At 71.3% G+C, this 24,695-nt stretch carries 22 protein-coding genes; 16 read left to right on the top strand and 6 right to left on the bottom strand.

Features of this window, described 5'->3' with window-relative positions:
* Positions 1-54: 54 nt before the first annotated feature.
* The 14 genes from OCT49_RS07060 to OCT49_RS06995 all read left to right on the top strand — a co-directional run bounded on the left by OCT49_RS07060 (position 55) and on the right by OCT49_RS06995 (position 15,076).
* Entirely contained in the window at positions 55-735 is a 681-nt protein-coding gene (locus OCT49_RS07060; RefSeq protein WP_283851031.1) for a papain-like cysteine protease family protein, read from the top strand.
* Positions 736-739: 4 nt separating this feature from the next.
* Complete coding sequence (locus OCT49_RS07055; RefSeq protein ID WP_283851030.1) at positions 740-1,756, top strand: hypothetical protein; 1,017 nt, start codon at positions 740-742, stop codon at positions 1,754-1,756.
* A gap of 114 nt (positions 1,757-1,870) precedes the next feature.
* Entirely contained in the window at positions 1,871-3,973 is a 2,103-nt protein-coding gene (gene uvrC, locus OCT49_RS07050) for an excinuclease ABC subunit UvrC (protein ID WP_283851029.1), read from the top strand.
* Positions 3,970-4,959: an RNase adapter RapZ gene (gene rapZ, locus OCT49_RS07045; protein WP_283851028.1), complete on the top strand. Its 990-nt coding sequence runs from the start codon at positions 3,970-3,972 to the stop codon at positions 4,957-4,959. The genes uvrC and rapZ overlap by 4 nt, the downstream gene beginning before the upstream one ends.
* Positions 4,956-5,990 carry a gluconeogenesis factor YvcK family protein gene (locus OCT49_RS07040; RefSeq protein WP_283851027.1) on the top strand — a complete coding sequence of 345 codons (1,035 nt, stop codon included), beginning with the start codon at positions 4,956-4,958 and terminating at the stop codon, positions 5,988-5,990. The genes rapZ and OCT49_RS07040 overlap by 4 nt, the downstream gene beginning before the upstream one ends.
* Positions 5,981-6,970 carry a DNA-binding protein WhiA gene (gene whiA / locus OCT49_RS07035; protein ID WP_283851026.1) on the top strand — a complete coding sequence of 330 codons (990 nt, stop codon included), beginning with the start codon at positions 5,981-5,983 and terminating at the stop codon, positions 6,968-6,970. Before OCT49_RS07040 ends, whiA begins: the two co-directional genes overlap by 10 nt.
* A gap of 272 nt (positions 6,971-7,242) precedes the next feature.
* The gene (gene gap / locus OCT49_RS07030; RefSeq protein WP_283851025.1) at positions 7,243-8,253 is read left to right on the top strand and encodes a type I glyceraldehyde-3-phosphate dehydrogenase; all 1,011 of its coding nucleotides are present in this window, start codon (positions 7,243-7,245) and stop codon (positions 8,251-8,253) included.
* Between the two features lie 108 nt (positions 8,254-8,361).
* The gene (locus OCT49_RS07025) at positions 8,362-9,573 is read left to right on the top strand and encodes a phosphoglycerate kinase (protein WP_283851024.1); all 1,212 of its coding nucleotides are present in this window, start codon (positions 8,362-8,364) and stop codon (positions 9,571-9,573) included.
* A gap of 6 nt (positions 9,574-9,579) precedes the next feature.
* The gene (gene tpiA, locus OCT49_RS07020; RefSeq protein WP_283851023.1) at positions 9,580-10,356 is read left to right on the top strand and encodes a triose-phosphate isomerase; all 777 of its coding nucleotides are present in this window, start codon (positions 9,580-9,582) and stop codon (positions 10,354-10,356) included.
* Positions 10,357-10,470: 114 nt separating this feature from the next.
* Positions 10,471-10,707, top strand: coding sequence for a preprotein translocase subunit SecG (secG, locus tag OCT49_RS07015; protein ID WP_283851022.1), 237 nt, complete (start codon positions 10,471-10,473; stop codon positions 10,705-10,707).
* A gap of 155 nt (positions 10,708-10,862) precedes the next feature.
* Positions 10,863-11,150, top strand: coding sequence for an RNA polymerase-binding protein RbpA (locus OCT49_RS07010; protein ID WP_283855695.1), 288 nt, complete (start codon positions 10,863-10,865; stop codon positions 11,148-11,150).
* A 155-nt stretch (positions 11,151-11,305) separates the two neighbouring features.
* Positions 11,306-12,958, top strand: a complete 1,653-nt coding sequence (gene pgi / locus OCT49_RS07005) for a glucose-6-phosphate isomerase (RefSeq protein ID WP_283851021.1) — start codon at positions 11,306-11,308, stop codon at positions 12,956-12,958.
* A gap of 4 nt (positions 12,959-12,962) precedes the next feature.
* Positions 12,963-13,466: a PH domain-containing protein gene (locus OCT49_RS07000; protein ID WP_283851020.1), complete on the top strand. Its 504-nt coding sequence runs from the start codon at positions 12,963-12,965 to the stop codon at positions 13,464-13,466.
* Complete coding sequence (locus tag OCT49_RS06995) at positions 13,463-15,076, top strand: PH domain-containing protein (protein WP_283851019.1); 1,614 nt, start codon at positions 13,463-13,465, stop codon at positions 15,074-15,076. The genes OCT49_RS07000 and OCT49_RS06995 overlap by 4 nt, the downstream gene beginning before the upstream one ends.
* 96 nt (positions 15,077-15,172) lie before the next feature.
* Here OCT49_RS06995 and pgl read toward each other — a convergent pair whose 3' ends face one another.
* The 5 genes from pgl to tkt are packed head-to-tail and all read right to left on the bottom strand — an operon-like array spanning position 15,173 to position 21,770.
* Complete coding sequence (pgl, locus tag OCT49_RS06990) at positions 15,173-15,955, bottom strand: 6-phosphogluconolactonase (protein ID WP_283851018.1); 783 nt, start codon at positions 15,953-15,955, stop codon at positions 15,173-15,175.
* Positions 15,952-16,995, bottom strand: coding sequence for a glucose-6-phosphate dehydrogenase assembly protein OpcA (opcA, locus tag OCT49_RS06985; RefSeq protein ID WP_283851017.1), 1,044 nt, complete (start codon positions 16,993-16,995; stop codon positions 15,952-15,954). The genes pgl and opcA overlap by 4 nt, the downstream gene beginning before the upstream one ends.
* Positions 16,992-18,524, bottom strand: a complete 1,533-nt coding sequence (gene zwf / locus OCT49_RS06980; protein ID WP_283851016.1) for a glucose-6-phosphate dehydrogenase — start codon at positions 18,522-18,524, stop codon at positions 16,992-16,994. Before zwf ends, opcA begins: the two co-directional genes overlap by 4 nt.
* Positions 18,525-18,529: 5 nt before the next feature.
* Positions 18,530-19,648, bottom strand: a complete 1,119-nt coding sequence (gene tal / locus OCT49_RS06975; RefSeq protein WP_283851015.1) for a transaldolase — start codon at positions 19,646-19,648, stop codon at positions 18,530-18,532.
* Positions 19,649-19,682: 34 nt separating this feature from the next.
* Positions 19,683-21,770: a transketolase gene (gene tkt, locus OCT49_RS06970; protein ID WP_283851014.1), complete on the bottom strand. Its 2,088-nt coding sequence runs from the start codon at positions 21,768-21,770 to the stop codon at positions 19,683-19,685.
* Between the two features lie 288 nt (positions 21,771-22,058).
* Here tkt and OCT49_RS06965 point away from each other — a divergent pair, with 288 nt between their 5' ends.
* Positions 22,059-23,012, top strand: coding sequence for a heme o synthase (locus OCT49_RS06965; protein WP_283851013.1), 954 nt, complete (start codon positions 22,059-22,061; stop codon positions 23,010-23,012).
* A gap of 99 nt (positions 23,013-23,111) precedes the next feature.
* A complete protein-coding gene (locus tag OCT49_RS06960) occupies positions 23,112-23,468 on the top strand; it encodes a hypothetical protein (protein ID WP_283851012.1) in 357 nt (118 codons plus the stop codon).
* Positions 23,469-23,562: 94 nt separating this feature from the next.
* Here OCT49_RS06960 and OCT49_RS06955 read toward each other — a convergent pair whose 3' ends face one another.
* Positions 23,563-24,576 carry a COX15/CtaA family protein gene (locus OCT49_RS06955; protein WP_283851011.1) on the bottom strand — a complete coding sequence of 338 codons (1,014 nt, stop codon included), beginning with the start codon at positions 24,574-24,576 and terminating at the stop codon, positions 23,563-23,565.
* Positions 24,577-24,695 lie beyond the last annotated feature (119 nt).

The raw sequence follows: 24,695 nt of genomic DNA, 5'->3' as shown, positions 1-24,695 counted from the left end.
CAGCGTCCGGACGCGCTCCCGCGATCACCCATCCCCCGCATCGGGAGGAACGTCATGCGCAACCGAAGAATCCGACCGGGCCGGCTCCCCGCCGCGGCCGTCCTGGCCGCCGTGCTCCTCGCGCTGCCCACGGCGACGGCCTCGGCGGCCCGGCTTCCCGCCACGACCGCCCCCGCCACGACCGCCTCCTCCGCCCCGCACACCACCGCCGCCGCGACGCCGACGGACCCGGCCGCCACCACGGACGGCATCGCCGCGACCCGGCGCCTGGACATCACCATGCAGGCCCAGCAGAAGAGCAACTGGTGCTGGGCGGCGGCCGGCAACACCATCGCCACCTGGTTCGGCCGGAACTACTCGCAGAACCAGTTCTGCAGCGCCGCCTTCGGCCGCGCGCAGGGCTACGAGTGCCCCAACTCGCAGGCCACGCTCGGCAACGTCCAGGACGGGCTGTACTGGGCCGGGGTCAACCCCGGTTCGTACGTCACCGGCTGGCTGCGCTACCCCACCGTCCAGGCCGAGATCGCCGCGGGACGCCCCGTGGAGACCCGCATCCAGTGGTCGTCGGGCGGCGGCCACATGCATGTCCTGTACGGGTACGACGACTCGGGCAGCTGGGTCTACTGGGGCGATCCCTGGCCCTCCAGCAACCGCTACAACTGGGCCTCGCACGCCTGGTACGTCAACAACGCCGAGTTCTCCTGGACCCACTCGCTCTACCGGATCGGGGCGTGACGAGATGAGCCGCACGACCACCCGCACCACCGCTCGCACGACCGCCCGCCCGGCCACCCCCAGGACCGCCCGCACGATCACTCCCAAGGCCGCCCGCACCGCCCGGTCCACGGCTGCCGCCCTGGCTGCCGTCGGCGTCCTGACCGGCACCGCCCTGCTCACCGTCGCCGCTCCCGGCGCGACCGCCGCCCCCGGTCCCGCCACCGGCCCCGCGGTCGATTCGGCCGCGCTGAGCGCCGCCCGTCACGCGGCGGCCGACGCCGGGACGCTGGACACCCTGTCCCGGTTCTTCGCCCGCGAGGGCGCCGTCACGAGGTCCGCGGCGGCCCCGCGCCTCGTCGGCGCGACCGTGCCCGTGTACACCCTCGCCCCGGACTTCGTCGCCGGGAAACCGGGCGCGCCGGTGGCCGGACTGGACTACCTCGCCACCACGGCCGTCTCCTCGGACGGGCAGAAGGCGTCCCTGTGGACCCTTCCGAAGGAAGGGAAGGACGGCGGGTGGCAGGTGGTGAACATAGCCACCGGCGACGACGAGGCCCGGTACGCCGCCGCGGGCGCCCGCGAACTCCCCGGCGGAACGGTCTTCCGCGAACCGCAGACGGACGCCTGGTTCGTCCAGAAGGGGGCCAAGGTGCTCCCGCTGGACCAGGACGCGGTCCGCGCGGTCGGCGCCCGGGGCACCACGCTGGCCGCCTATCGCGCCCGGGTCCGGGAGGCGTACGGCGACAAGCTCCCCGGCTCCGGGTACGCGCGCGCCGGGAAGGCGGGCGGCTACGCACCGTCCGCACCCGCCGCCCCCGGTCCTGCCACCGGACCCACCCCCGCACCCGCCGCCCCCGCACCCGCCGGTCCCGCCTCCGCGTCCGCCGACGGGAAGCCCGGGCTCGTCACCGCGAGCACGGCGCCCGGCCCGGCCCTGACCGCCACCTCGGCCGCCGCCGGGGCCGGTGCCCTCGCCGTGCTGGCCCTCGGCGGCGCCGCGGCCCTGCGCGACCGACGCCGCCGCCGGGCGCCCCGCTGACCTGCGGCACCCCCGACCCGTGCTCCGGGGCGCGCTCCCACTGCCCGCGCCCCGGAGCACGGCACCACTTCGGGACCGGCCGCGCTGTCACTGCCCGCAAGTAGGGTGGGGGCCATGGCAGACCCCTCCAGCTACCGCCCCAAGCCGGGACAGATCCCCGACTCCCCGGGGGTCTACAAGTTCCGGGACGAGCACCGCCGGGTGATCTACGTCGGCAAGGCCAAGAACCTGCGCCAGCGCCTGGCCAACTACTTCCAGGACCTGGCCGGGCTCCATCCGCGCACGCGCACGATGGTCACCACCGCCGCCTCGGTGGAATGGACGGTCGTGTCCACGGAGGTCGAGGCCCTCCAGCTGGAGTACTCCTGGATCAAGGAGTTCGACCCGCGGTTCAACGTCAAGTACCGCGACGACAAGAGCTATCCGTACCTCGCGGTCACGCTCGACGAGGAGTTCCCGCGTGTGCAGGTCATGCGCGGTGCCAAGAAGAAGGGCGTGCGCTACTTCGGCCCGTACGGCCACGCCTGGGCGATCCGCGAGACGGTCGACCTGATGCTCCGGGTCTTCCCGGTGCGCACCTGCTCCGCCGGGGTCTTCAAGAACGCCGCCAGGACCGGCCGCCCCTGCCTCCTGGGCTACATCGGCAAGTGCTCGGCCCCCTGCGTCGGCCGGGTCACCGCCGAGGAGCACCGCGAACTGGCGGACGGCTTCTGCGACTTCATGGCAGGCCGCACCGGTACGTACATCCGCCGCCTGGAGAAGGACATGATGGCGGCGGCCGAGGAGATGGAGTACGAGCGGGCGGCCCGGCTCCGTGACGACGTGGAGGCCCTCAAGCGGGCCATGGAGAAGAGCGCCGTCGTCCTCGCCGACGCCACCGACGCCGACCTGATCGCGGTCGCCGAGGACGAGCTCGAAGCCGCGGTCCAGATCTTCCACGTGCGCGGCGGCCGGGTGCGCGGTCAGCGCGGCTGGGTCACCGACAAGGTGGAGAACGTCGACACCGCGGGTCTGGTCGAGCACGCCCTGCAGCAGCTGTACGGCGAGGAGGCGGGGGACTCCGTCCCCAAGGAGGTCCTCGTCCCGGCCCTGCCCGAGGACCCGGACGCGGTCTCCCAGTGGCTCGCCGGACGGCGCGGTTCCCAGGTCGGCCTGCGCGTCCCGCAGCGCGGCGACAAGAAGGACCTGATGGCGACGGTCCAGCGCAACGCCCAGCAGGCCCTCGCCCTGCACAAGACCAAGCGCGCCTCCGACCTCACGACCCGCTCCCGCGCCCTGGAGGAGATCGCCGAGGCGCTCGGCCTCGACTCGGCCCCGCTGCGCATCGAGTGCTTCGACATCTCGCACCTCCAGGGGGACGACGTGGTCGCCTCCATGGTCGTCTTCGAGGACGGGCTCGCCCGCAAGAGCGAGTACCGCCGCTTCCAGATCAAGGGCTTCGAGGGCCAGGACGACGTCCGGTCGATGCACGAGGTGATCGGCCGCCGGTTCAAGCGGTACCTCCAGGAGAAGGAGCGGACGGGGGAGTGGGAGGAGACCCCGGGGGCTCCTGAGTCCTCCGGAATCCTCGGGGCCCTCGACGCATCTGGGGCCTCCGGCACCTCCGGCACCTCCGGCACCTCCGGCACCTCCGGGATTCCCGGGATTCCCGGGATTCCCGCCCCGGACGGTGAGGACCGCGAGGACGAGGGCCGTCCCAAGCGGTTCGCCTACCCGCCCCAGCTCGTCGTGGTCGACGGCGGCCAACCGCAGGTCGCGGCGGCCAAGCGGGCCCTCGACGAGCTGGGGATCGACGACGTCGCCGTCTGCGGCCTCGCCAAGCGCCTCGAAGAGGTCTGGCTGCCCGATGACGATGACCCCGTCGTCCTGCCCCGCTCCAGCGAGGGGCTCTACCTCCTCCAGCGCGTCCGCGACGAGGCCCACCGCTTCGCGATCACGTACCAGCGCGCCAAACGGGCCAAACGCATCCGCTCCAGCCCCCTGGACGCCGTCCCCGGCCTCGGCGAAACCCGGAAGCAGTCGTTGCTCAAGCATTTCGGCTCCGTGAAGAAGCTGAAGCAGGCGACAATCGACGAGATCTGCGAGGTTCCGGGGATAGGCCGCAGAACGGCGGAATCGGTGGCTGTCGCCCTCGCATCGGCTGCCCCGGCCACGCCTGCCGTGAACACGGCCACAGGAGAGATCATTGAAGAGGACGACGGGGGCAGCACGACATGACCGAGCGTGAACACGAGCACGAAGCCGGCACCGGGAACGAAACCGGGGCCGGCCGCACCGACCGAGCAGACGGAGCAGGACACGTGAGTACGGGCAGCACCATCGAGACCGGCGACGGGAACGCGGCCATTCCCGAGCTGGTGATCATCTCGGGGATGTCGGGCGCCGGGCGCAGCACCGCGGCCAAGTGTCTGGAGGACCTCGGCTGGTTCGTCGTCGACAACCTGCCGCCCGCCCTGATCCCCACCATGGTCGAGCTCGGTGCCCGCTCGCAGGGCAACGTGGCGCGGATCGCCGTCGTCGTCGACGTACGGGGCCGCCGCTTCTTCGACAACCTCCGGGAGTCCCTCGCCGACCTGGAGGCCAAGCACGTCACCCGGCGCATCGTCTTCCTGGAGTCCTCCGACGACGCCCTGGTCCGCCGCTTCGAGTCGGTCCGCCGCCCGCACCCGCTCCAGGGCGACGGCCGGATCGTCGACGGCATCGCCGCCGAGCGCGACCTGCTGCGCGAGCTGCGCGGCGACGCCGACCTGGTGATCGACACCTCCAGCCTCAACGTGCACGAACTGCGCGCCAAGATGGACGCCCAGTTCGCCGGCGAGGAGGAGCCGGAGCTGCGCGCCACGGTCATGTCGTTCGGCTTCAAGTACGGCCTGCCGGTCGACGCCGACCTGGTGGTCGACTGCCGCTTCCTGCCCAACCCGCACTGGGTCCCCGAGCTGCGCCCCTTCACCGGGCTCAACGAGGAGGTCTCCGCCTACGTCTTCGACCAGCCCGGTGCCAAGGAGTTCCTCAACCAGTACACCGAGCTGCTCCAGCTGATCGCCGCCGGATACCGCCGCGAGGGCAAGCGCTACGTGACGATCGCCGTCGGCTGCACGGGCGGCAAGCACCGCTCGGTCGCCATGTCCGAGAAGCTCGCGGCCCGGCTCGCGACCGAAGGCATCGAGACCGTCCTCGTGCACCGGGACATGGGGCGCGAGTGACCGGCCGCAATCTGCGCCTGCGGCGGCTGCGCAGAGCCACTCCCGCGCTGTCCGGCCGCAAGCGCGGCGCCCAGCCCAAGGTCGTCGCCCTCGGCGGCGGCATGGGGCTGTCCGCGTCGCTCGCCTCGCTCCGCCGGATCACCGGCGACCTCACCGCCGTGGTCACCGTCGCCGATGACGGGGGCTCCAGCGGACGGCTCCGCGAGGAGCTCGGCGTCCTGCCCCCCGGCGACCTGCGCAAGGCACTCGCCGCCCTGTGCGGGGACGACGACTGGGGCCAGACCTGGGCCCGGGTGATCCAGCACCGCTTCCAGTCCAAGGGCGACCTGCACGAGCACGCGGTCGGCAACCTGCTGATCGTCGCCCTCTGGGAGCAGCTCGGCGACCACGTGCAGGCCCTGGACCTGGTCGGCAAGCTGCTCGGCGCGCACGGCCGGGTGCTGCCCATGTCCGCCGTGCCGCTGGAGCTCCAGGCGCTGGTCCGGGGGCACGACCCGGACCGCCCGGGCGACGTGGACACGGTGCGCGGCCAGGCCACCGTGGCGCTCACCCCCGGCGAGGTGCAGTCCGTCCACCTCGTCCCGCACGACCCGCCGGCCGTCCCCGAGGCGGTCGCCGCGGTGCTGGACGCCGACTGGGTGGTGCTCGGACCGGGGTCCTGGTTCTCCTCCGTGATCCCGCACCTGCTCGTCCCCGAACTGCTCGACGCGCTCGTCGAGACCAAGGCCCGCAAGGTCCTCTCGCTCAACCTCGCACCGCAACCCGGTGAAACTGATGGCTTCTCCCCGCAGCGTCATTTGGAGGTTTTGGGACGACACGCCCCTAAACTCGCCCTGGACGTGGTGCTGGCCGACGAAGCCGCCGTGCCCGATCGCGAGTCCCTCGCCGACGCCGCCAAACGGCTCGGTGCCGCGGTCGAGCTGGCGCCGGTGGCCTCACCCGACGGCGTTCCGATCCATGATCCGGAGCTGTTGGCCGCCGCGTACGACCGTATTTTTCGGATGCATGGAAGGATCGGCCCATGGCGATGACGCCGGCGGTGAAGGACGAAATTTCCCGGCTTCCCGTGACCCGGACCTGCTGCAGAAAGGCAGAGGTCTCGGCGGTTCTTCGGTTCGCGGGCGGACTGCACCTGGTGAGCGGCCGGATCGTGATCGAGGCGGAGCTGGACACCGCGATGGCGGCGCGCCGGCTGAAGCGGGACATCCTCGAGATCTTCGGGCACAGCTCCGAGCTGATCGTGATGGCCCCCGGCGGTCTGCGGCGCGGTTCCCGTTACGTCGTACGGGTGGTTGCGGGCGGTGACCAGCTGGCCCGGCAGACCGGTCTGGTGGACGGCCGCGGCCGTCCCATCCGCGGACTGCCCCCGCAGGTGGTCTCGGGGGCCACCTGCGACGCCGAGGCCGCCTGGCGCGGAGCCTTCCTGGCCCACGGCTCGCTCACCGAACCCGGCAGGTCCTCCTCCCTGGAGGTGACCTGCCCCGGACCGGAGGCGGCGCTCGCCCTGGTCGGGGCCGCCCGCCGGCTCTCCATCGCGGCCAAGGCGCGCGAGGTGCGCGGGGTGGACCGGGTCGTCGTCCGCGACGGCGACGCGATCGGCGCCCTGCTCACCCGGCTCGGCGCCCACGAGTCGGTGCTGGCCTGGGAGGAGCGGCGGATGCGCCGCGAGGTCCGCGCCACCGCCAACCGGCTGGCCAACTTCGACGACGCCAACCTGCGCCGCTCCGCGCGCGCCGCGGTCGCCGCGGGCGCCCGGGTGGGGCGCGCCCTGGAGATCCTGGGCGAGGAGGTGCCCGAGCACCTCGCGGCGGCCGGCCGGCTGCGCATGGAGCACAAGCAGGCGTCCCTGGAGGAGCTGGGCGCGCTCGCCGACCCGCCGCTGACCAAGGACGCGGTCGCGGGCCGCATCCGCCGCCTGCTGGCCATGGCCGACAAGCGGGCCCAGGACCTGGGCATCCCGGGCACGGAATCCACCCTCAGCGAGGAGCTCGCCGACGGCCTGGTGGGCTGAGCCGGAACCCCTGCGAAACCGGTCGTCACCGGAACGCGCGACACCCTTCCAGGTGTTGACGCTCCGTGATCGCCGCTGTCCGTGCGGACCATCGCCCGGAGACCCGTACTCCTACCGGGGAATACGGGTCTTCGTGGTTCTCCGCGTGGTTCTTACGGCCCTGCTCGATGTCACTCCGTAGCCCTCGGAGAGGTAGGGTCGGAGGCGGTCGGGGACATCTCATACAACTCGCCGGGGTGGAAATCCCGCGTATTCAACGAGGAGATCGGTTCGTGACGATCCGCGTAGGCATCAACGGCTTTGGCCGCATCGGACGTAACTACTTCCGCGCGCTGCTGGAGCAGGGTGCGGACATCGAGATCGTGGCTGTCAACGACCTGGGCGACACTGCGACCACGGCTCACCTGCTGAAGTACGACACCATCCTCGGTCGTCTGAAAGCGGAGGTCAGCCACACCGACGACACCATCACCGTCGATGGTCACGTCATCAAGGTGCTCTCCGAGCGCAACCCCGCCGACATCCCCTGGGGCGACCTGGGCGTCGACATCGTCATCGAGTCGACCGGCATCTTCACCAAGAAGGCCGACGCCGAGAAGCACATCGCCGGCGGCGCCAAGAAGGTCCTCATCTCGGCCCCCGCCAAGGGCGAGGACATCACCATCGTCATGGGTGTCAACCAGGACAAGTACGACGCGGCCAACCACCACGTCATCTCCAACGCGTCCTGCACGACCAACTGCGTCGCCCCGATGGCCAAGGTTCTGGACGAGAACTTCGGCATCGTCAAGGGCCTCATGACGACGGTTCACGCCTATACCAACGACCAGCGGATCCTGGACTTCCCGCACTCGGACCTGCGCCGCGCCCGCGCCGCCGCCGCGAACATCATCCCGACGACCACCGGTGCGGCCAAGGCCACGGCCCTGGTCCTCCCGCAGCTGAAGGGCAAGCTGGACGGCATCGCCATGCGCGTCCCGGTCCCGACCGGCTCGGCCACCGACCTGGTCGTCGAGCTCCAGCGCGAGGTCACCAAGGACGAGGTCAACTCCGCGTTCAAGAAGGCCGCCGAGGACGGCGACCTCAAGGGCATCCTGTTCTACACCGAGGACGCCATCGTGTCCTCGGACATCGTCGGCGACCCGGCTTCCTGCACCTTCGACTCCTCGCTGACCATGGTTCAGGAGGGCAGGTCGGTGAAGGTCCTCGGCTGGTACGACAATGAGTGGGGCTACTCCAACCGCCTCGTCGACCTGACCGTCTTCGTCGGCAGCCAGCTCTGACCGTCGAACCGGCAGGCACTTCGATGTGAGCACGGGGCTCGAACAGCGCAACGCCGCGCCGTTCGGGCCCCGTGGCATGCTCTCCCGCCTCCCAAGGAGTCCAGCAAGATGAAGACGATCGACCAACTTCTCACCGAAGGGGTCACCGGAAAGCGCGTATTCGTCCGCGCCGACCTCAACGTGCCGCTCAGCGGCAGCACCATCACCGACGACGGCCGCATCCGGGCCGTCCAGCCGACCGTGGAGAAACTCGCCGCGGCCGGCGCGCGGGTCGTCGTCGCCTCGCACCTGGGCCGCCCCAAGGGCGCCCCGGACCCCGCCTTCTCCCTGGCGCCCGCCGCCGCCCGCCTCGGCGAGCTGATCGGTGCCGACGTGGCCTTCGCGACCGACACGGTCGGCGAGTCCGCGCACGCCACGGTCGGCGCGCTCACCGACGGCAAGGTCGCCGTCCTGGAGAACCTCCGCTTCAACCCCGGCGAGACCTCGAAGGACGACGCCGAGCGCGGCGCGTTCGCCGACCGGCTCGCCGAGCTCGCCGACCTGTACGTGGGCGACGGCTTCGGAGCCGTGCACCGCAAGCACGCCTCGGTCTTCGACCTCCCGGCCAGGCTGCCGCACGCCGCGGGCGACCTGATCGCCACCGAGGTCGGCGTCCTGAAGAAGCTCACCGAGAACGTCGAGCGCCCGTACGCCGTCGTGCTCGGCGGCTCCAAGGTCTCCGACAAGCTCGGTGTCATCGACCACCTGCTGGAGCGCGCCGACCGCATCCTCATCGGCGGCGGCATGGCGTACACCTTCCTCAAGGCCCAGGGCCACGAGGTCGGCAGCTCGCTCCTCCAGGAGGACCAGATCCCGGCGGTGCTGGAGTACCTCCGGCGCGCCGAGGAGAAGGGCGTGGAGTTCGTGCTCCCCGTCGACGTCGTGGTCTCCGAGCAGTTCCCGGACCTCAAGGCCAAGGCACCGACCGAGCACCGCACCGTGCCCGCGGACGCCATGCCGGCCGGCTTCATCGGCCTGGACAACGGCCCCGAGACCAACAAGCTGTACGCCTCGAAGCTCGCCGACGCCGCCACCGTCTTCTGGAACGGCCCCATGGGCGTCTTTGAACACCCCGACTACGCCGAGGGCACCCGGGCCGTCGCCCAGGCCCTCGTCGACGCCTCGGGCTTCACCGTCGTCGGCGGTGGCGACTCCGCCGCCGCCGTCCGCACCCTGGGCTTCGACGAGAACGCATTCGGACACATCTCGACCGGTGGCGGTGCCAGCCTCGAATACCTCGAGGGCAAGACGCTCCCCGGCCTCGCCGCACTGGAGGACTGACCTTTCATGACCACCCGTACCCCGCTGATGGCGGGCAACTGGAAGATGAACCTCAACCACCTGGAGGCCATCGCCCACACCCAGAAGCTCGCCTTCGCCCTCACCGACAAGGACTACGACGCCGTCGAGGTGGCCGTCCTGCCGCCCTTCACCGACCTGCGTTCCGTCCAGACCCTCGTCGAGGGCGACAAGCTGAAGATCAAGTACGGCGCCCAGGACATCTCGGCGCACGACTCCGGCGCGTACACCGGCGAGGTCTCCGGCCCGATGCTCGCCAAGCTCCGGTGCACCTACGTGGCCGTCGGCCACAGCGAGCGCCGGCAGTACCACGGCGAGACCGACGAGATCTGCAACGCCAAGGTGAAGGCCGCCTACCGGCACGGACTGACGCCGATCCTCTGCGTCGGCGAGGGCCTGGACATCCGCAAGGCCGGTGACCAGGTCTCCCACACCCTCGCGCAGCTCGACGGCGCCCTGAAGGACGTCCCGGCCGAGCAGGCCGAGTCCATCGTGATCGCCTACGAGCCGGTCTGGGCCATCGGCACCGGCGAGGTCGCCACCCCGGAGGACGCCCAGGAGGTCTGCGGAGCGATCCGCGGCCGGCTGGCCGAGCTGTACTCGCAGGACCTGGCCGACGCGGTCCGCATCCAGTACGGCGGCTCGGTGAAGGCCGGAAACGTCGCCGCGATCATGGCGCAGCCCGACGTGGACGGCGCCCTGGTCGGCGGGGCCGCACTGGACGCCGACGAGTTCGTCAGGATCGTGCGCTTCCGCGACCAGTGAGTATGCGGTAGCGCGGATCCGTCGTACCCTTGCGGGGGCCGAGGAGGGTACAGCCTCCCGGCCCCCGTTGTTCGCACATGCAGTCCAGAGGATTCCGGAAAGTAGGGACCAGCCGTGGTTTTGGCGTTCGAGATCGCCCTGATCGTCTTCAGCCTGCTGCTGATGCTGCTGGTGCTGATGCACAAGGGGAAGGGTGGCGGCCTCTCCGACATGTTCGGCGGCGGCATGCAGTCGTCCGTCGGCGGCTCCTCGGTCGCCGAGCGGAACCTCGACCGGATCACCGTGGTCGTCGGCCTCGCCTGGTTCGCGTGCATCGTCGTGCTCGGTCTGCTGATCAAGCTGGACAGCTGACCCTCGTACGCGATTCCCGGTGAGGGTGTAACTCCTTTCACTGGACGCGCGTTGGGCCTTACGTAGACTGGGGCATCTTCGAGCACCATCACGCAGGGAGTTACGCCGTGGCAAGTGGCAACGCGATCCGGGGGAGCCGGGTCGGAGCGGGGCCGATGGGGGAGGCCGAGCGGGGCGAGTCCGCGCCACGCCTCCGCATCTCCTTCTGGTGCTCGAACGGGCACGAGACGCAGCCGAGCTTCGCCAGTGACGCGCAGGTACCGGAGACCTGGGACTGTCCGCGCTGCGGCTTCCCGGCCGGCCAGGACCAGAACAGCCCGCCGGACCCGCCGCGCACCGAGCCGTACAAGACGCACCTCGCGTACGTGCGCGAGCGGCGCAGTGACGCGGACGGCGAGGCCATCCTCGCCGAGGCTCTGGCGAAACTCCGGGGCGAGATCTAGTGGTTCACCGGCCGGGCACCCCCAAGGGTGCCCGGCCGGACTGCTTCCCCCCTCGTGCCGCGGCTTCGCCGTGCCTCGTCCGCCGGTCCGATCAATTAGGTTGGAGGGGCAGCGGGGCAACTGCAGGCACGAGAAGAATTGGGCTGATATCCCGGATGAACACACCAAGCCGAACCAGGCTCAACCAGATGCCCGAGTGGACCGCTCTGGGCAAGCACCGCGAGCAGTTCGGGACGACCCATCTGCGGCAGCTCTTCGCGGACGACCCGAGGCGCGGCACCGGATACGCCCTCAGAGTCGGCGATCTGTACATCGACTACTCCAAGCACCTGGTCACCGACGAGACGCTCCGGCTGCTGCGCGAGCTCGCCGCGGCCACCGACGTGGCCGGGCTGCGGGACGCCATGTTCCGCGGCGAGAAGATCAACACGACCGAGGACCGCGCCGTCCTGCACACCGCGCTGCGCGCCCCGCGCGACGCGGTGATCGAGGTCGACGGCGAGAACGTGGTGCCCGGCGTGCACGCCGTGCTCGACCGGATGGCGGCCTTCTCCGACCGCGTCAGGTCGGGGGAGTGGACCGGACACACCGGCAAGCGCATCAGGAACGTCGTCAACATCGGCATCGGCGGCTCCGACCTCGGCCCCGCCATGGCGTACGAGGCGCTGCGCTCCTTCACGGACCGCTCGCTCACGGTCCGCTTCGTGTCGAACGTCGACGGCGCCGACCTCCACGAGGCCGTGCGCGACCTCGACCCGGCCGAGACGCTCTTCGTCATCGCGTCGAAGACCTTCACCACGATCGAGACCATCACCAACGCCACCTCCGCCCGCGACTGGCTGCTGACCGGTCTGAGGGCCGGTCAGGAAGCGGTCGCCCAGCACTTCGTGGCCCTGTCCACGAACGCCGGCAAGGTCGCGGACTTCGGCATCGACACGGCCAACATGTTCGAGTTCTGGGACTGGGTCGGCGGCCGCTACTCCTACGACTCGGCCATCGGCCTCTCGCTGATGATCGCCATCGGCCCCGACCGGTTCCGCGAGATGCTCGACGGCTTCCACCTGGTCGACGAACACTTCCGCACCGCCCCCGCCGAGGACAACGCCCCGCTGCTGATGGGGCTGTTGGGCATCTGGTACGGCGCCTTCTTCGACGCCCAGTCGCACGCCGTGCTGCCGTACAGCCACTACCTGTCCCGATTCACCGCGTACCTGCAGCAGCTGGACATGGAGTCCAACGGCAAGTCCGTGGACCGGGACGGCAATCCGGTGGACTGGCAGACCGGTCCGGTCGTCTGGGGCACCCCGGGCACCAACGGCCAGCACGCCTACTACCAGCTGATCCACCAGGGCACCAAGGTCATCCCGGCCGACTTCATCGGCTTCGCCGAGCCGGTCGCCGACCTGCTGCCCGGCCTGGTCGCCCAGCACGACCTGCTGATGGCCAACTTCTTCGCCCAGACCCAGGCACTGGCCTTCGGCAGGACGCCGGACGAGGTCCGTGCCGAGGGCGTCCCCGAGGAGCTGGTGGCGCACAAGACGTTCCACGGCAACCACCCCACGACGACCATCCTGGCCGACCGGCTGACCCCGTCCGTCCTCGGCCAGCTCATCGCGCTGTACGAGCACAAGGTCTTCGTCCAGGGAGCCGTCTGGAACATCGACTCCTTCGACCAGTGGGGCGTCGAACTGGGCAAGGTCCTCGCCAAGCGGATCGAGCCCGTCCTGACCGGCGGTGAGAGCGGCGAGCAGCTGGACAGCTCGACCGCCGCGCTCGCCGCGGCGTACCGCACCCGCAGGGGGCGCTGAACCCATGACCAGGGGGGAGGGGACGGTACGGCTGAGGCCGCCGAACAACACGCTGGACGCGAGAGCCGTCGGGTGGTGGCGGACCCAGTGGCTGCTGATGACCGCGGTACCCGTGGTGGTCCTGGTCATCCTGGGCGTGCTCATCGAGCCCGCCAGGTTCTGGCTGCTGCTGCCCGCCGCGGTCCTGGCGGTCCTCGGCACCGGCTGCGCGCTGCTCCTCCCCGCCTGGTGGTACCGCACCCACCGCTGGGAGGTCACGGACGAGGCGGTGTACGTCAGGACCGGGGTCTTCCGGCAGGAGTGGCGGGTCGCGCCGATGTCCCGGATCCAGACCGTGGACACCGTGCGCGGCCCGCTGGAGCAGCTCTACCGGCTCGCCACGGTCACCGTGACCACGGCGTCCGCCAAGGGCGAGGTACGGATCGAGGGCCTGGACCACGAGGCGGCGGCCGAACTGGCCGACCGGCTGACCCGGATCACCCAGGCCACGCCCGGGGACGCCACATGAGCGCCGGGGCGGCCGTTCCCCCGGCCGCGGCGGGCGACGACCACCACGCCGACGGACCCTACGGACCTGGCGGCCCCGGCGGTCCCGGCGATCCCGACACGGCCACCGTCGTCGGCTGGCGGCGGCTGGACCGGCGCACGGTCCTCGTCAACGCGCTCGTCGTGGCCGGGGTGGCGGCCGGCGCGGCCGTGCCCACCACGCTCGGCCTGTCCGGCCGGTTCGGGTTCGCCACGGCGATCGCCTGGGTCCTGGCCGGCTCCGTCCTGTTGATCGGCTGCGCCGCGGCCGGCGACTACGTCCGGTGGCGCCGCACCCGCTACCGCATCGGCCCCGAACGGGTCGACCTCCACACCGGGCTGTTCCTGGTCAAGAAGCGTTCCCTGGCCCGCGAACGGATCCGGAGCGTCGACCTCACCGCCCATCCGCTGCAACGGGTCCTGGGCCTGGTCACCGTCCGCATCGGCACCGGGGAGCACTCCGGCGGCGACTCCACCCTGGAGCTCGACCCGGTGTCCGGCGCGGAGGGCGAACGGCTCCGCCGCGAACTGCTGGCACGGGCGGCCACCGACGGCCCCGGCACCCACCGCGAGGGCGAACTCGTCGCCCTCGACCCGCGCTGGATCCGCTACGCCCCGGTGTCGTTCGTCGCCCCGGCGCTCGGCGGCGCGGCGGCCGGAGCGGTGATGCAGGTCAGCGAATGGTTCGGGGCACAGGGCCGGGTGATCGCCTGGGTCGGCGACCGCTTCCGTGACACCTCGCTGCCCGCCATGATCGTGGTCCTCGTCCTCGGCGCGGTGCTCGTCGGCGCCGTCGGTGCGCTCGGTCTGTGGATCGAGATGTGGTGGGGCTACCGGCTGGAACGCGAACCGGGCGGCACCCTGCGCATCCGGCGGGGACTGCTGACCTCCCGGTCGATATCCATCGAGGAGCGGCGGCTGCGCGGCGTGGACCTCGTCGAACCGCTCGGCGTCCGGATGTGCGGCGCGGCCCGGGTCGACGCGATCACCACCGGACTGGCCAAGGACGACGAGGAGCAGCACGGCGACCACAACACCTTGCTGCCCCCGGCACCCCGGTCCCTCGCCGACACGGTGGCCGCCGAGGTGCTGCGCGAGACCACGTCCCCGACCGGCGCCCCGCTCGTCCGCCACCCCGCGGCGGCCCGCGGCCGCCGGCTGCGCCGGGCGCTGTGGGCGGTGCTCGTCCCGGTGGCCGTCCTGGCCCTGCTGGGCGCGCTGCTGACCCCCGTGCTGCTCTGGATCGCGCTCGCCTGCGCGGTCCTCGGACTGCCCGTCGGGCTGCTCCTGGCCCGCGACGCGTACCGCGGCCTCGGACACGCCGTCAGCGGCGACTACCTGGTGGTCAGGTCCGGTACGGTGCGCCGCTCGACCGCCGCGCTGGAACGGGCCGGGGTCATCGGCTGGACGATCGGGCAGACGTACTTCCAGCGGCGGGCCGGGGTGCTGAGCGTCACCGCGACGACGGCCGCCGGCTCGGGCGCGTACACGGCGCACGACGTGGACCCGAGCGAGGGCCTCGACTTCGCCGCCGGGGCCGTCCCGGGCCTGCTGGAACCCTTCCTGGAACGCACCCCGCCCACCACCGGCTGACCCCGCGCCCGGCACGCCCCGTACGCCGAGGGCCCGGCGCGCCCCTCGGAGCGTGCCGGGCCCTCGGCCGATGGTGGCCGTCGACGACCGCCGGGATCAGGCCGAGGCCGGCGGGTACAGGGCGCGCGGCAGCCGGGAGGCGGCCGCCGCGTCCATCAGCCACAGGGTGCGGCCGCGCCCGTACGCACCGGCCGCCGGGGCCTGGATCTCCCCGGCGCCCGAGAGCGCGATCTCCGCGGCCTCCGCCTTGTCCTCGCCCGCCGCGAGCAGCCACACCTCGCGCGCCGCCCGGATCGCGGGCAGCGTGAGCGAGACGCGGGTGGGCGGCGGCTTGGGGGCGCCGTGCACACCGACGACGGTGCGCTCGGTCTCCCGGACCGCGGGCAGCTCCGGGAAGAGCGACGCCACGTGCGTGTCCGGGCCGACGCCCAGCATCAGCACGTCGAACGTCGGCACCGGACCGTGGTCCTCCGGACCGGCCGCCGCGGCCAGTTCGGCGGCGTACCAGGCCGCCGCCGAGTCGGCGTCGTTGCCGAACGGGCCGTCCGACGCGGGCATCGCGTGCACCCGGGACGGGTCCAGCGGCACCGAGTCCAGCAAGGCCGCCCGGGCCTGCGTGACATTGCGCTCCGGGTCGCCCTCCGGCAGGAACCGCTCGTCGCCCCACCACAGGTCGAGCCGCGCCCAGTCGATCGCGTCCCGGGCGGGGGCGGCGGCGAGCGCGGCCAGCAGGCCGTTGCCGTTGCGCCCGCCGGTCAGCACCACCGAGGCATGACCGCGCGCGGCCTGGGCGTCCACGACCCGGGTGATCAGCCGGGCCGCGGCGGCCCGGGCCATCAGCTCCTTGTCGCGGTGCACGACGAGCTGCGGGGTGCTCACTTCGACGCCGCCTTCTTGGCCGCCGACTTCTTCGACGGAGCCGGAGCCTTCGCCGGAGCCGGGGCGGCGGCCGGGGCAGCGGCGGGAACGGGCTCGGCCTGCTCCGGCTCCGCCGCCCCGCCGAGCTTCTCCGTGCCGAACCGCACCGTCGCCGCGTACGTGTTGTCCGGGTCCAGACGCCGCAGCTCCTCGGCGAGCAGCTCGGCGGTGTCCCGCCGCTTGAGCGCCACCGCGCGGTCCGGCTGGCCCTGCATCGAGAGCGTGGCCAGCGAACCGTCGGGACGGTCCAGGACGATGACGCCGTTCTTGGTCTCCAGCCGCACGGCCGTCAGACCGGGGCCGGCGGACACGGTGCGCTCCACCGGGACCCCGAGCCGGTCCGCGAGCCACATGGCGAGCAGCTCGCAGCTCGGGTTCTCCGACTCGCCCTCGACGGTCGCGGAAACGACCGGGGCGGACTGCTGGTCGAGCGAGGCCGCCAGCATCGAGCGCCACGGCGTGATGCGGGTCCAGGCCAGATCGGTGTCGCCCGGGGTGTAGGAGTCGGCGCGGACGGCCAGCTCCCGGCCCGGGTGCTCCGCCGCGTACGCGTCCGTGATCCGGCGCTGGGCGAGCGCGCCCAGCGGGTCCTTCGCCGGGTCGGCGGGCGCGTCCTGGGGCCACCAGACCACGACCGGGGCGTCCGGCAGCAGCAGCGGCAGGACCACCGACTGGGCGTGGTGGGCCAGCTCCCCGTGGAGCCGCAGCACGACCGTCTCACCGGTGCCCGCGTCGGAACCCACCCGCACCTCGGCGTCGAGCCGGGCGTCCCGGCGGCTGCGCGGCGAGCGGCTGACCCGCTTGATCACCGCGATGATCCGCGAGGGGTGCTCGCGCGAGGCGTCGCCGGCCGACTTGAGCGCGTCGTACGCGTTCTCCTCGTCGGTGACGATGACCAGGGTGAGCACCATGCCGATGGCCGGGGTGCCGATGGCGCGGCGGGCCGACACCAGCGCCTGGTTGATCTTGCTGGAAGTGGTCTCCGTGAGATCGATCTTCATGGCCGGCGCCAGCTCCGTCCGTCTCGTGCGAGCATCTCGTCGGCCTCGGCCGGACCCCAGGTGCCGGCCGGGTACTGCGCGGGCTTGCCGTGCTTGTCCCAGTACTCCTCGATCGGGTCGAGGATGTTCCAGGAGAGCTCGACCTCCTGGTGCCGGGGGAAGAGGTTGGCGTCGCCGAGCAGCACGTCGAGGATGAGCCGCTCGTACGCCTCCGGGCTGGACTCCGTGAAGGACTCGCCGTACGCGAAGTCCATCGTGACGTCCCGGACCTCCATCGAGGTGCCGGGCACCTTGGAGCCGAACCGCACGGTCACGCCCTCGTCCGGCTGGACCCGGATGACCAGGGCGTTGCCGCCCAGCTCCTCGGTCGCGCCGGACTCGAAGGGCAGGTAGGGGGCCCGCTTGAAGACGACCGCGATCTCCGTGACCCGGCGGCCGAGCCGCTTGCCGGTACGGAGGTAGAACGGCACGCCCGCCCAGCGGCGGTTGTTGATCGTCAGCTTGATCGCGGCGAAGGTGTCGGTCGTCGACTTGGGGTCGATGCCGTCCTCCTCCAGATAGCCGAGGACCTCCTCGCCGCCCTGCCAGGCGTGCGCGTACTGGCCGCGCACCGTGTGCTTGCCCAGGTCCTCCGGCAGCTCCACCGCCGTGAGCACTTTGAGCTTCTCGGCGACCAGGGCCTTCGGGTGGAAGGAGCCGGGCTCCTCCATGGCGGTCAGCGCGAGCAGCTGGAGCAGGTGGTTCTGGATGACGTCACGGGCGGCGCCGATGCCGTCGTAGTACCCGGCACGACCGCCGATGCCGATGTCCTCGGCCATCGTGATCTGCACGTGGTCGACGTACGACCGGTTCCAGATCGGCTCGAACATCGTGTTGGCGAACCGCAGCGCCAGGATGTTCTGGACCGTCTCCTTGCCCAGGTAGTGGTCGATCCGGAAGACCTCGTTGGGCGGGAACACGTCGTGCACGATCTGGTTGAGCTCCTGAGCGCTCGCCAGGTCGTGGCCGAAGGGCTTCTCGATGACGGCGCGCCGCCAGGAGCCCTCCCTCTGGTCGGCCAGTCCGTGCTTCTTGAGCTGCTGGACCACCTTGGGGAAGAACTTCGGCGGCACGGACAGGTAGAAGGCGAAGTTGCCGCCCGTGCCCTGTGCCTTGTCGAGCTCCTGGATCGTGGTCTTCAGCTGATCGAAGGCCTCGTCGTCGTCGAAGTTGCCCTGGACGAAGCGCATCCCCTGGATGAGCTGCTGCCAGACCTCCTCGCGGAACGGCGTGCGGGCGTGCTGCTTGACGGCGTCGTGGACCTCCTGTGCGAAGTCCTCGTCCTGCCACTCGCGGCGGGCGAAACCGATGAGCGAGAAGCCCGGCGGCAGCAGGCCGCGGTTGGCCAGGTCGTAGACGGCGGGCATCAGCTTTTTGCGGGACAAATCGCCCGTGACCCCGAAGATCACCAGACCCGACGGCCCCGCGATGCGCGGGAGCCGTCGGTCCTGGGGGTCACGAAGCGGGTTGGCTCCGGGAACACCAGACAAGGTGGTCAGCCCTCCGAAGGGGCGAGGCGCTTGAGCTCCGCCTCGGTCGAGTTGAGCAGGTCGATCCAGGACGCCTCGAACTTCTCCACGCCCTCGTCCTCCAGGAGCTGGACGACGTCGTCGTAGGAGATGCCGAGCGCCGCCACGGCGTCCAGCTCGGCGCGGGACTGCTCGTAGGTGCCGGTGACGGTGTCGCCGGTGACCTCCCCGTGGTCGGCCGTGGCGTCCAGGGTGGCCTCGGGCATGGTGTTCACCGTGCCGGGGGCGACCAGGTCGACGACGTACAGGGTGTCCTTGTACGCGGGGTCCTTGACGCCGGTCGAGGCCCACAGCGGACGCTGCTTGTTGGCGTGCGCCCGGTCCAGGGCGGCCCAGCGCTCCGAGCCGAAGACCTCCTCGTACGCCTGGTAGGCGAGACGGGCGTTGGCGAGCGCCGCCTTCCCCTTGAGGGCCTTGGCCTCGTCGGTGCCGATCGCGTCGAGCCGCTTGTCGATCTCGGTGTCCACGCGGGACACGAAGAACGAGGCCACCGAGTGGATCTCGGACAGGTCCAGGCCCGCGGCCTTCGCCTTCTCCAGACCCGCCAGGTAGGCGTCCATGACCTCGCGGTAGCGCTCCAGCGAGAAGATCAGCGTGACGTTGACGCTGATGCCCTTGCCGATGACCTCGGTGATCGCCGGGAGACCGGCCTTCGTCGCCGGGATCTTGATGAGGGTGTTGGGGCGGTCCACCAGCCAGGCCAGCTGCTTGGCCTCGGCGACGGTGGCGTCGGTGTGGTGGGCCAGCCGCGGGTCGACCTCGATGGAGACCCGGCCGTCCTGGCCGTCCGTGGCGTCGAACACCGGACGAAGGATGTCGGCCGCGTCCCGCACGTCGGCCGTGGTGATCATGCGGATCGCCTCGTCGACGGTGACCTTGCGGGTGGCGAGGTCGGTGAGCTGCTGCTCGTAGCCGTCGCCCGCAGAGATGGCCTTCTGGAAGATCGACGGGTTGGTGGTGACACCAACGACGTGCTGCTCGTCGATCAGCTCGGACAGGTTGCCCGAGGTGATCCGCTTGCGCGACAGGTCATCGAGCCAGATCGCCACGCCCTCCTCGGAGAGGCGCTTGAGTGCGTCTGTCATGAGAATTGCATCTCCTACTAGTCGTATAACGGCGTCAGCGCGTGGCGGCGGCGAGAGATTCCCGCGCGGCGGCGGCGACGTGCTCGCCGGTGAAGCCGAACTCGCGGAAGAGGACCTTGGCGTCGGCCGAGGCACCGAAGTGCTCCAGCGACACGATCCGGCCGGCGTCACCGACGTACCGGTACCAGGTCAGGCCGATGCCGGCCTCCACGGCGACGCGCGCCTTCACCGACGGCGGCAGCACGCTGTCCTTGTACGCCTGGTCCTGCTCCTCGAACCACTCGACCGAGGGCATCGAGACCACCCGGGTCGGGATGCCGGCCGCCTGGAGCTCCTCGCGCGCCTCCACGGCGAGGTGCACCTCGGAACCCGTACCGATCAGCAGGACCCGGGGCTCGCCGCCCTCGGCCTCGCGGAGCACGTAGCCGCCCCGGGCCGCGTCCTCGTTCGCCTCGTACGTCGGCACGCCCTGACGGGTCAGCGCCAGACCGTGCGGGGTGCCCTTGCCGAACTCCTTGGTGTGGCGGCGCAGGATCTCGCGCCAGGCGACGGAGGTCTCGTTGGCGTCGGCCGGGCGGACGATGTTCAGGCCCGGGATGGCGCGCAGCGAGGCCAGGTGCTCCACCGGCTGGTGGGTCGGACCGTCCTCGCCCAGACCGATCGAGTCGTGCGTCCACACGTACGTCACCGGCAGGTGCATCAGCGCGGACAGCCGCACGGCGTTGCGCATGTAGTCGGAGAACACCAGGAAGGTGCCGCCGTAGATGCGGGTGTTGCCGTGCAGCGCGATGCCGTTCATGGCCGCGGCCATGGCGTGCTCGCGGATGCCGAAGTGGATCGTGCGGCCGTACGGGTCGGCCTCCGGCAGCGGGTTGCCCGCCGGGAGGAACGACGACGTCTTGTCGATCGTGGTGTTGTTCGAGCCCGCCAGGTCGGCGGAGCCGCCCCACAGCTCGGGGACGATCTCGCCGAGCGCCTGGAGCACCTTGCCGGAAGCCGCGCGGGTGGCGACGGACTTGCCCGGCTCGAAGACCGGCAGCTTGTCCTCCCAGCCCGCGGGCAGCTCACCGGCGGAGATCCGGTCGAACTCGGCGGCGCGCCCCGGGTTGGCGGTGCGCCACGCGGCGAAGCCCTTCTCCCACTCCGCCCTGGCCTCGCGGCCGCGGTCCAGCGCCTCGCGGGTGTGGGCGATGACCTCGTCGGCGACCTCGAAGGTCTTCTCCGGGTCGAAGCCGAGGACCCTCTTCGTGGCGGCGATCTCCTCGTCGCCGAGGGCCGAGCCGTGCGAGGCCTCGGTGTTCTGGGCGTTCGGCGCCGGCCAGGCGATGATCGAGCGGGCCGCGATGAACGACGGACGTCCGGTCTCGGCCTTGGCCGCCTGCAGCGCCGCGTACAGACCCGCCGGGTCCAGGTCGCCGTTGGGCAGCTGCTCCACGCGCTGGACGTGCCAGCCGTACGCCTCGTACCGCTTCAGGGTGTCCTCGGAGACCGCGGTCTCCGTGTCGCCCTCGATGGAGATGTGGTTGTCGTCCCACAGCAGCACCAGGTTGCCGAGCTTCTGGTGTCCGGCCAGCGAGGACGCCTCCGCGGAGATGCCCTCCTGGAGGCAGCCGTCACCGGCGACGACCCAGACCATGTGGTCGAAGGGAGAGGTGCCGGGGGCGGCGTCCGGGTCGAACAGGCCGCGCTCGTAGCGGGCGGCCATCGCCATGCCCACGGCGTTGGCGACACCCTGGCCCAGCGGCCCGGTGGTCGTCTCGACCCCGGTGGTGTGGCCGTACTCCGGGTGGCCGGGGGTCTTCGAGCCCCAGGTGCGGAAGGCCTTCAGGTCGTCGAGCTCCAGGCCGTACCCGGCCAGGTAGAGCTGGATGTAGAGGGTCAGGCTGGTGTGGCCCGCCGAGAGCACGAAGCGGTCCCGGCCGACCCAGTCCGCGTCGGCGGGGTCGTGCCGCATCACCTTCTGGAAGAGGGTGTACGCGGCGGGAGCGAGGCTCATCGCCGTACCAGGGTGGCCGTTTCCGACCTTCTGTACGGCGTCCGCGGCCAGGACGCGGACGGTGTCCACGGCCCGCTGGTCCAATTCGGTCCACTGGAGGTCTGTGGTGGTCGGCTTGGTGCTCACCCTGAGTCAGGGCTCCTCTCCACTGTCGAAAAACCGGTGACTGGTGACCGCACCGGGCGCTGTCGAGCCTACCCCTGACGGAACACGCAATTTCCGAGTGCTTTCAAGGGTGCGGGCGACCTGCGCAGTTCGCCTCCCGGCTAAGCCGCTCCTTCTTTCGAAGAGCCACCCCAACACGACGACACCCCCGCGAAGAACGGCCTGTACCCAACGTCTACAGTGGTCTGGTTCGCGCAAGTCTTTACCGGGCCTTCACGCCCGGAGCTTGCTGGGATTTCTCTGTCAGGGGTGTGCGTGACGGCCGTCGAGTCCCGACCCGCAGGGGTCGCCTTGACTCCGAGCCCAGGGGGCCATCGCCCGTTCGGGGCCCGTGTCAAGGCATTCGTGGCACTGACCAAGCCTCGGATCATCGAGCTGCTGCTGATCACCACGGTCCCGGTGATGTTCCTCGCGGCCCAGGGCGTGCCCGATCTGTGGCTCGTCCTCGCCACCACCATCGGCGGATACCTCTCCGCGGGCGGTGCCAACGCGCTGAACATGTACATCGACCGCGACATCGACGCGCTGATGGACCGTACGGCGCAGCGTCCGCTGGTCACCGGGATGGTGAGCCCGCGCGAGTGCCTGGTCTTCGGGATCTCCCTCGCGGTGGTCTCGACGGTCTGGTTCGGCCTGCTGGTGAACTGGCTCTCGGCCGCGCTGTCACTCGGCGCACTGCTGTTCTACGTGGTCGTCTACACGATGCTGCTCAAGCGCCGTACCTCGCAGAACATCGTCTGGGGCGGCATCGCCGGCTGCCTGCCCGTCCTCATCGGCTGGTCGGCGGTGACCAACTCGATGTCCTGGGCCGCGGTCATCCTGTTCGCCGTCATCTTCTTCTGGACGCCGCCGCACTACTGGCCGCTCTCCATGAAGGTCAAGGACGACTACGCCCGGGTCGGCGTCCCGATGCTCCCGGTCATCGCCTCCAACCGGGTGGTGGCCCGGCAGATCGTCGTCTACAGCTGGGTGATGGTGGCCGTCTCGCTGCTGCTCACCCCCCTGGGCTACACCGGCTGGTTCTACACCGCGGTGGCGCTGCTGACCGGCGGCTTCTGGCTCTGGGAGGCGCACGGTCTGCAGAACCGGGCCAAGGCCGGGGTGACCGGCGCCAAGCTCAAGGAGATGCGGCTGTTCCACTGGTCGATCACCTATGTGTCGCTGCTCTTCGTCGCCGTGGCGATCGACCCCTTCCTGAGGTAGTCCGCCTCCTCCCGACTCCTGCCGACGGGCGGGGTACGTGGCCCATGCCACGTACCCCGCCCGTCGCCGGTTGATCTACCCGTCGGTAGCATCCTGGGTATGGCAGAGACGGCAGAGACCCAGGTTGAGAGCGGCAAGCAGGCGGCCCGCGCGGAGCGCAGGGCGGCGAAACTCGCCAAGCAGATCGGCGCCTTCGCCAAGGCGCACGGCGGCGCGGAGGGACAGCTCGCCTACATCGGGGAGCACGGCACCCGCATCGTGCTGGTGGGCGAGGACGGCGGCTGGGGCGACCTGGTGGCCCCCTCGTACGCGGTCGCCGAGAACGCCACGCGCAAGGCCGGGATCACGATGCACGAGGACTTCGACGGCGAGTTCGCCGCGAAGGTCCGCACCGGTCCGTACGAGTGGACGCGGATGGCCGGCATCCAGGTGGGCGGCCCCTCCGACAAGGCCTGACGAACGGACCCCCGTACGCCGATCGCCGGACGGACCCGCACCCGGGTCCGTCCGGCGATCGGCGTACGAGGAGGCCCGGCGGCCCCGGGGGCGCTCAGCCCGCGGTGGCGGGTTCCGGCCGCTCGACGGCGGGCCCGGGCACCGCGGCCCCGGCCACCGGCCGCTCGCGCAGCGACAGCATCACCCGCACCACCGCGATCCACACCAGGCAGGAACCGAACATGTGCAGGCCGACCAGGAGCTCCGGGGTGTCCAGGAAGTACTGGACGTAACCGATCACGCCCTGGGCCATCAGCACCAGGAAGAGCTCACGGGTGCGGTGCCGCGGGCCGACCGGCGCGTCCACGGCCTTGAGCACGAACCAGAGCGCGACGGTCAGCGCCACCACGACCCAGGCCAGATCGGCGTGCAGCTGCGAGATCAGCTTCCAGTCGATCGGGATGCGGTGCACGTCGCTGGAGTCGCCCGCGTGCCGTCCGGCGCCGGTGACCACCGTGCCGACCGCGACCAGCAACCCCGCGGCGACCGCGAGCAGCCAGGCCAGCTGGGAGACCGCCTTGCCGACCAGCGGCCGGGGCTCCTCGTCGCCCTCGCCGATCCGCTGCCAGGTCACCATCGCGACGGTCAGCAGTGCCGTGGAGAGCAGGAAGTGCGCCGCGACGGTGTACGGGTTGAGGCCGACCAGCACCACGATCCCGCCGAGCACGGCGTTGCCCATGACGATCCAGAACTGCAGCCAGCCGAGCCGGGTGAGGCTGTGCCGCCAGGGCTTCGCGGACCGGGCGGCGATGATCGCCCACCCGACGGCCGCGCACAGCACGTAGGTCAGCAGCCGGTTGCCGAACTCGATGACGCCGTGGAAGCCCATCTCACTCGTGGTGGTGAGGCTCTCGTCGGTGCACTTGGGCCAGGTGGGGCAACCGAGACCGGAACCGGTCAGCCGCACCGCGCCACCGGTCACGACGATGAGCACGGACATGAGGATGGCCGACATGGCCGCACGGCGGACCGTGCGGGGGGTCGGGGTCCATCGCCCGGCGATGTAGGAGAGCGGGTTCCGCGCGGCTTGAGCGACTTCGGCTCGGGTCAGCTTGGGCACGCGCCCCATCGTAGGCGGCGGCTTGTGCAAGCTTTCACGAGGGGGACGAGTCGCGCGAAACGTCGACGGAGCGCATCCGTCCACTCACCCGCGGCGGATGGCTCCCCTCGCCCGCGGCGGGCGGCCCC

The organism is Streptomyces sp. ML-6 (assembly GCF_030116705.1).
Lineage (GTDB): Bacteria > Actinomycetota > Actinomycetes > Streptomycetales > Streptomycetaceae > Streptomyces.
The sequence above is the reverse complement of the archived record's forward strand: the minus strand, read 5'-3'. Positions and strand labels throughout refer to the sequence as shown.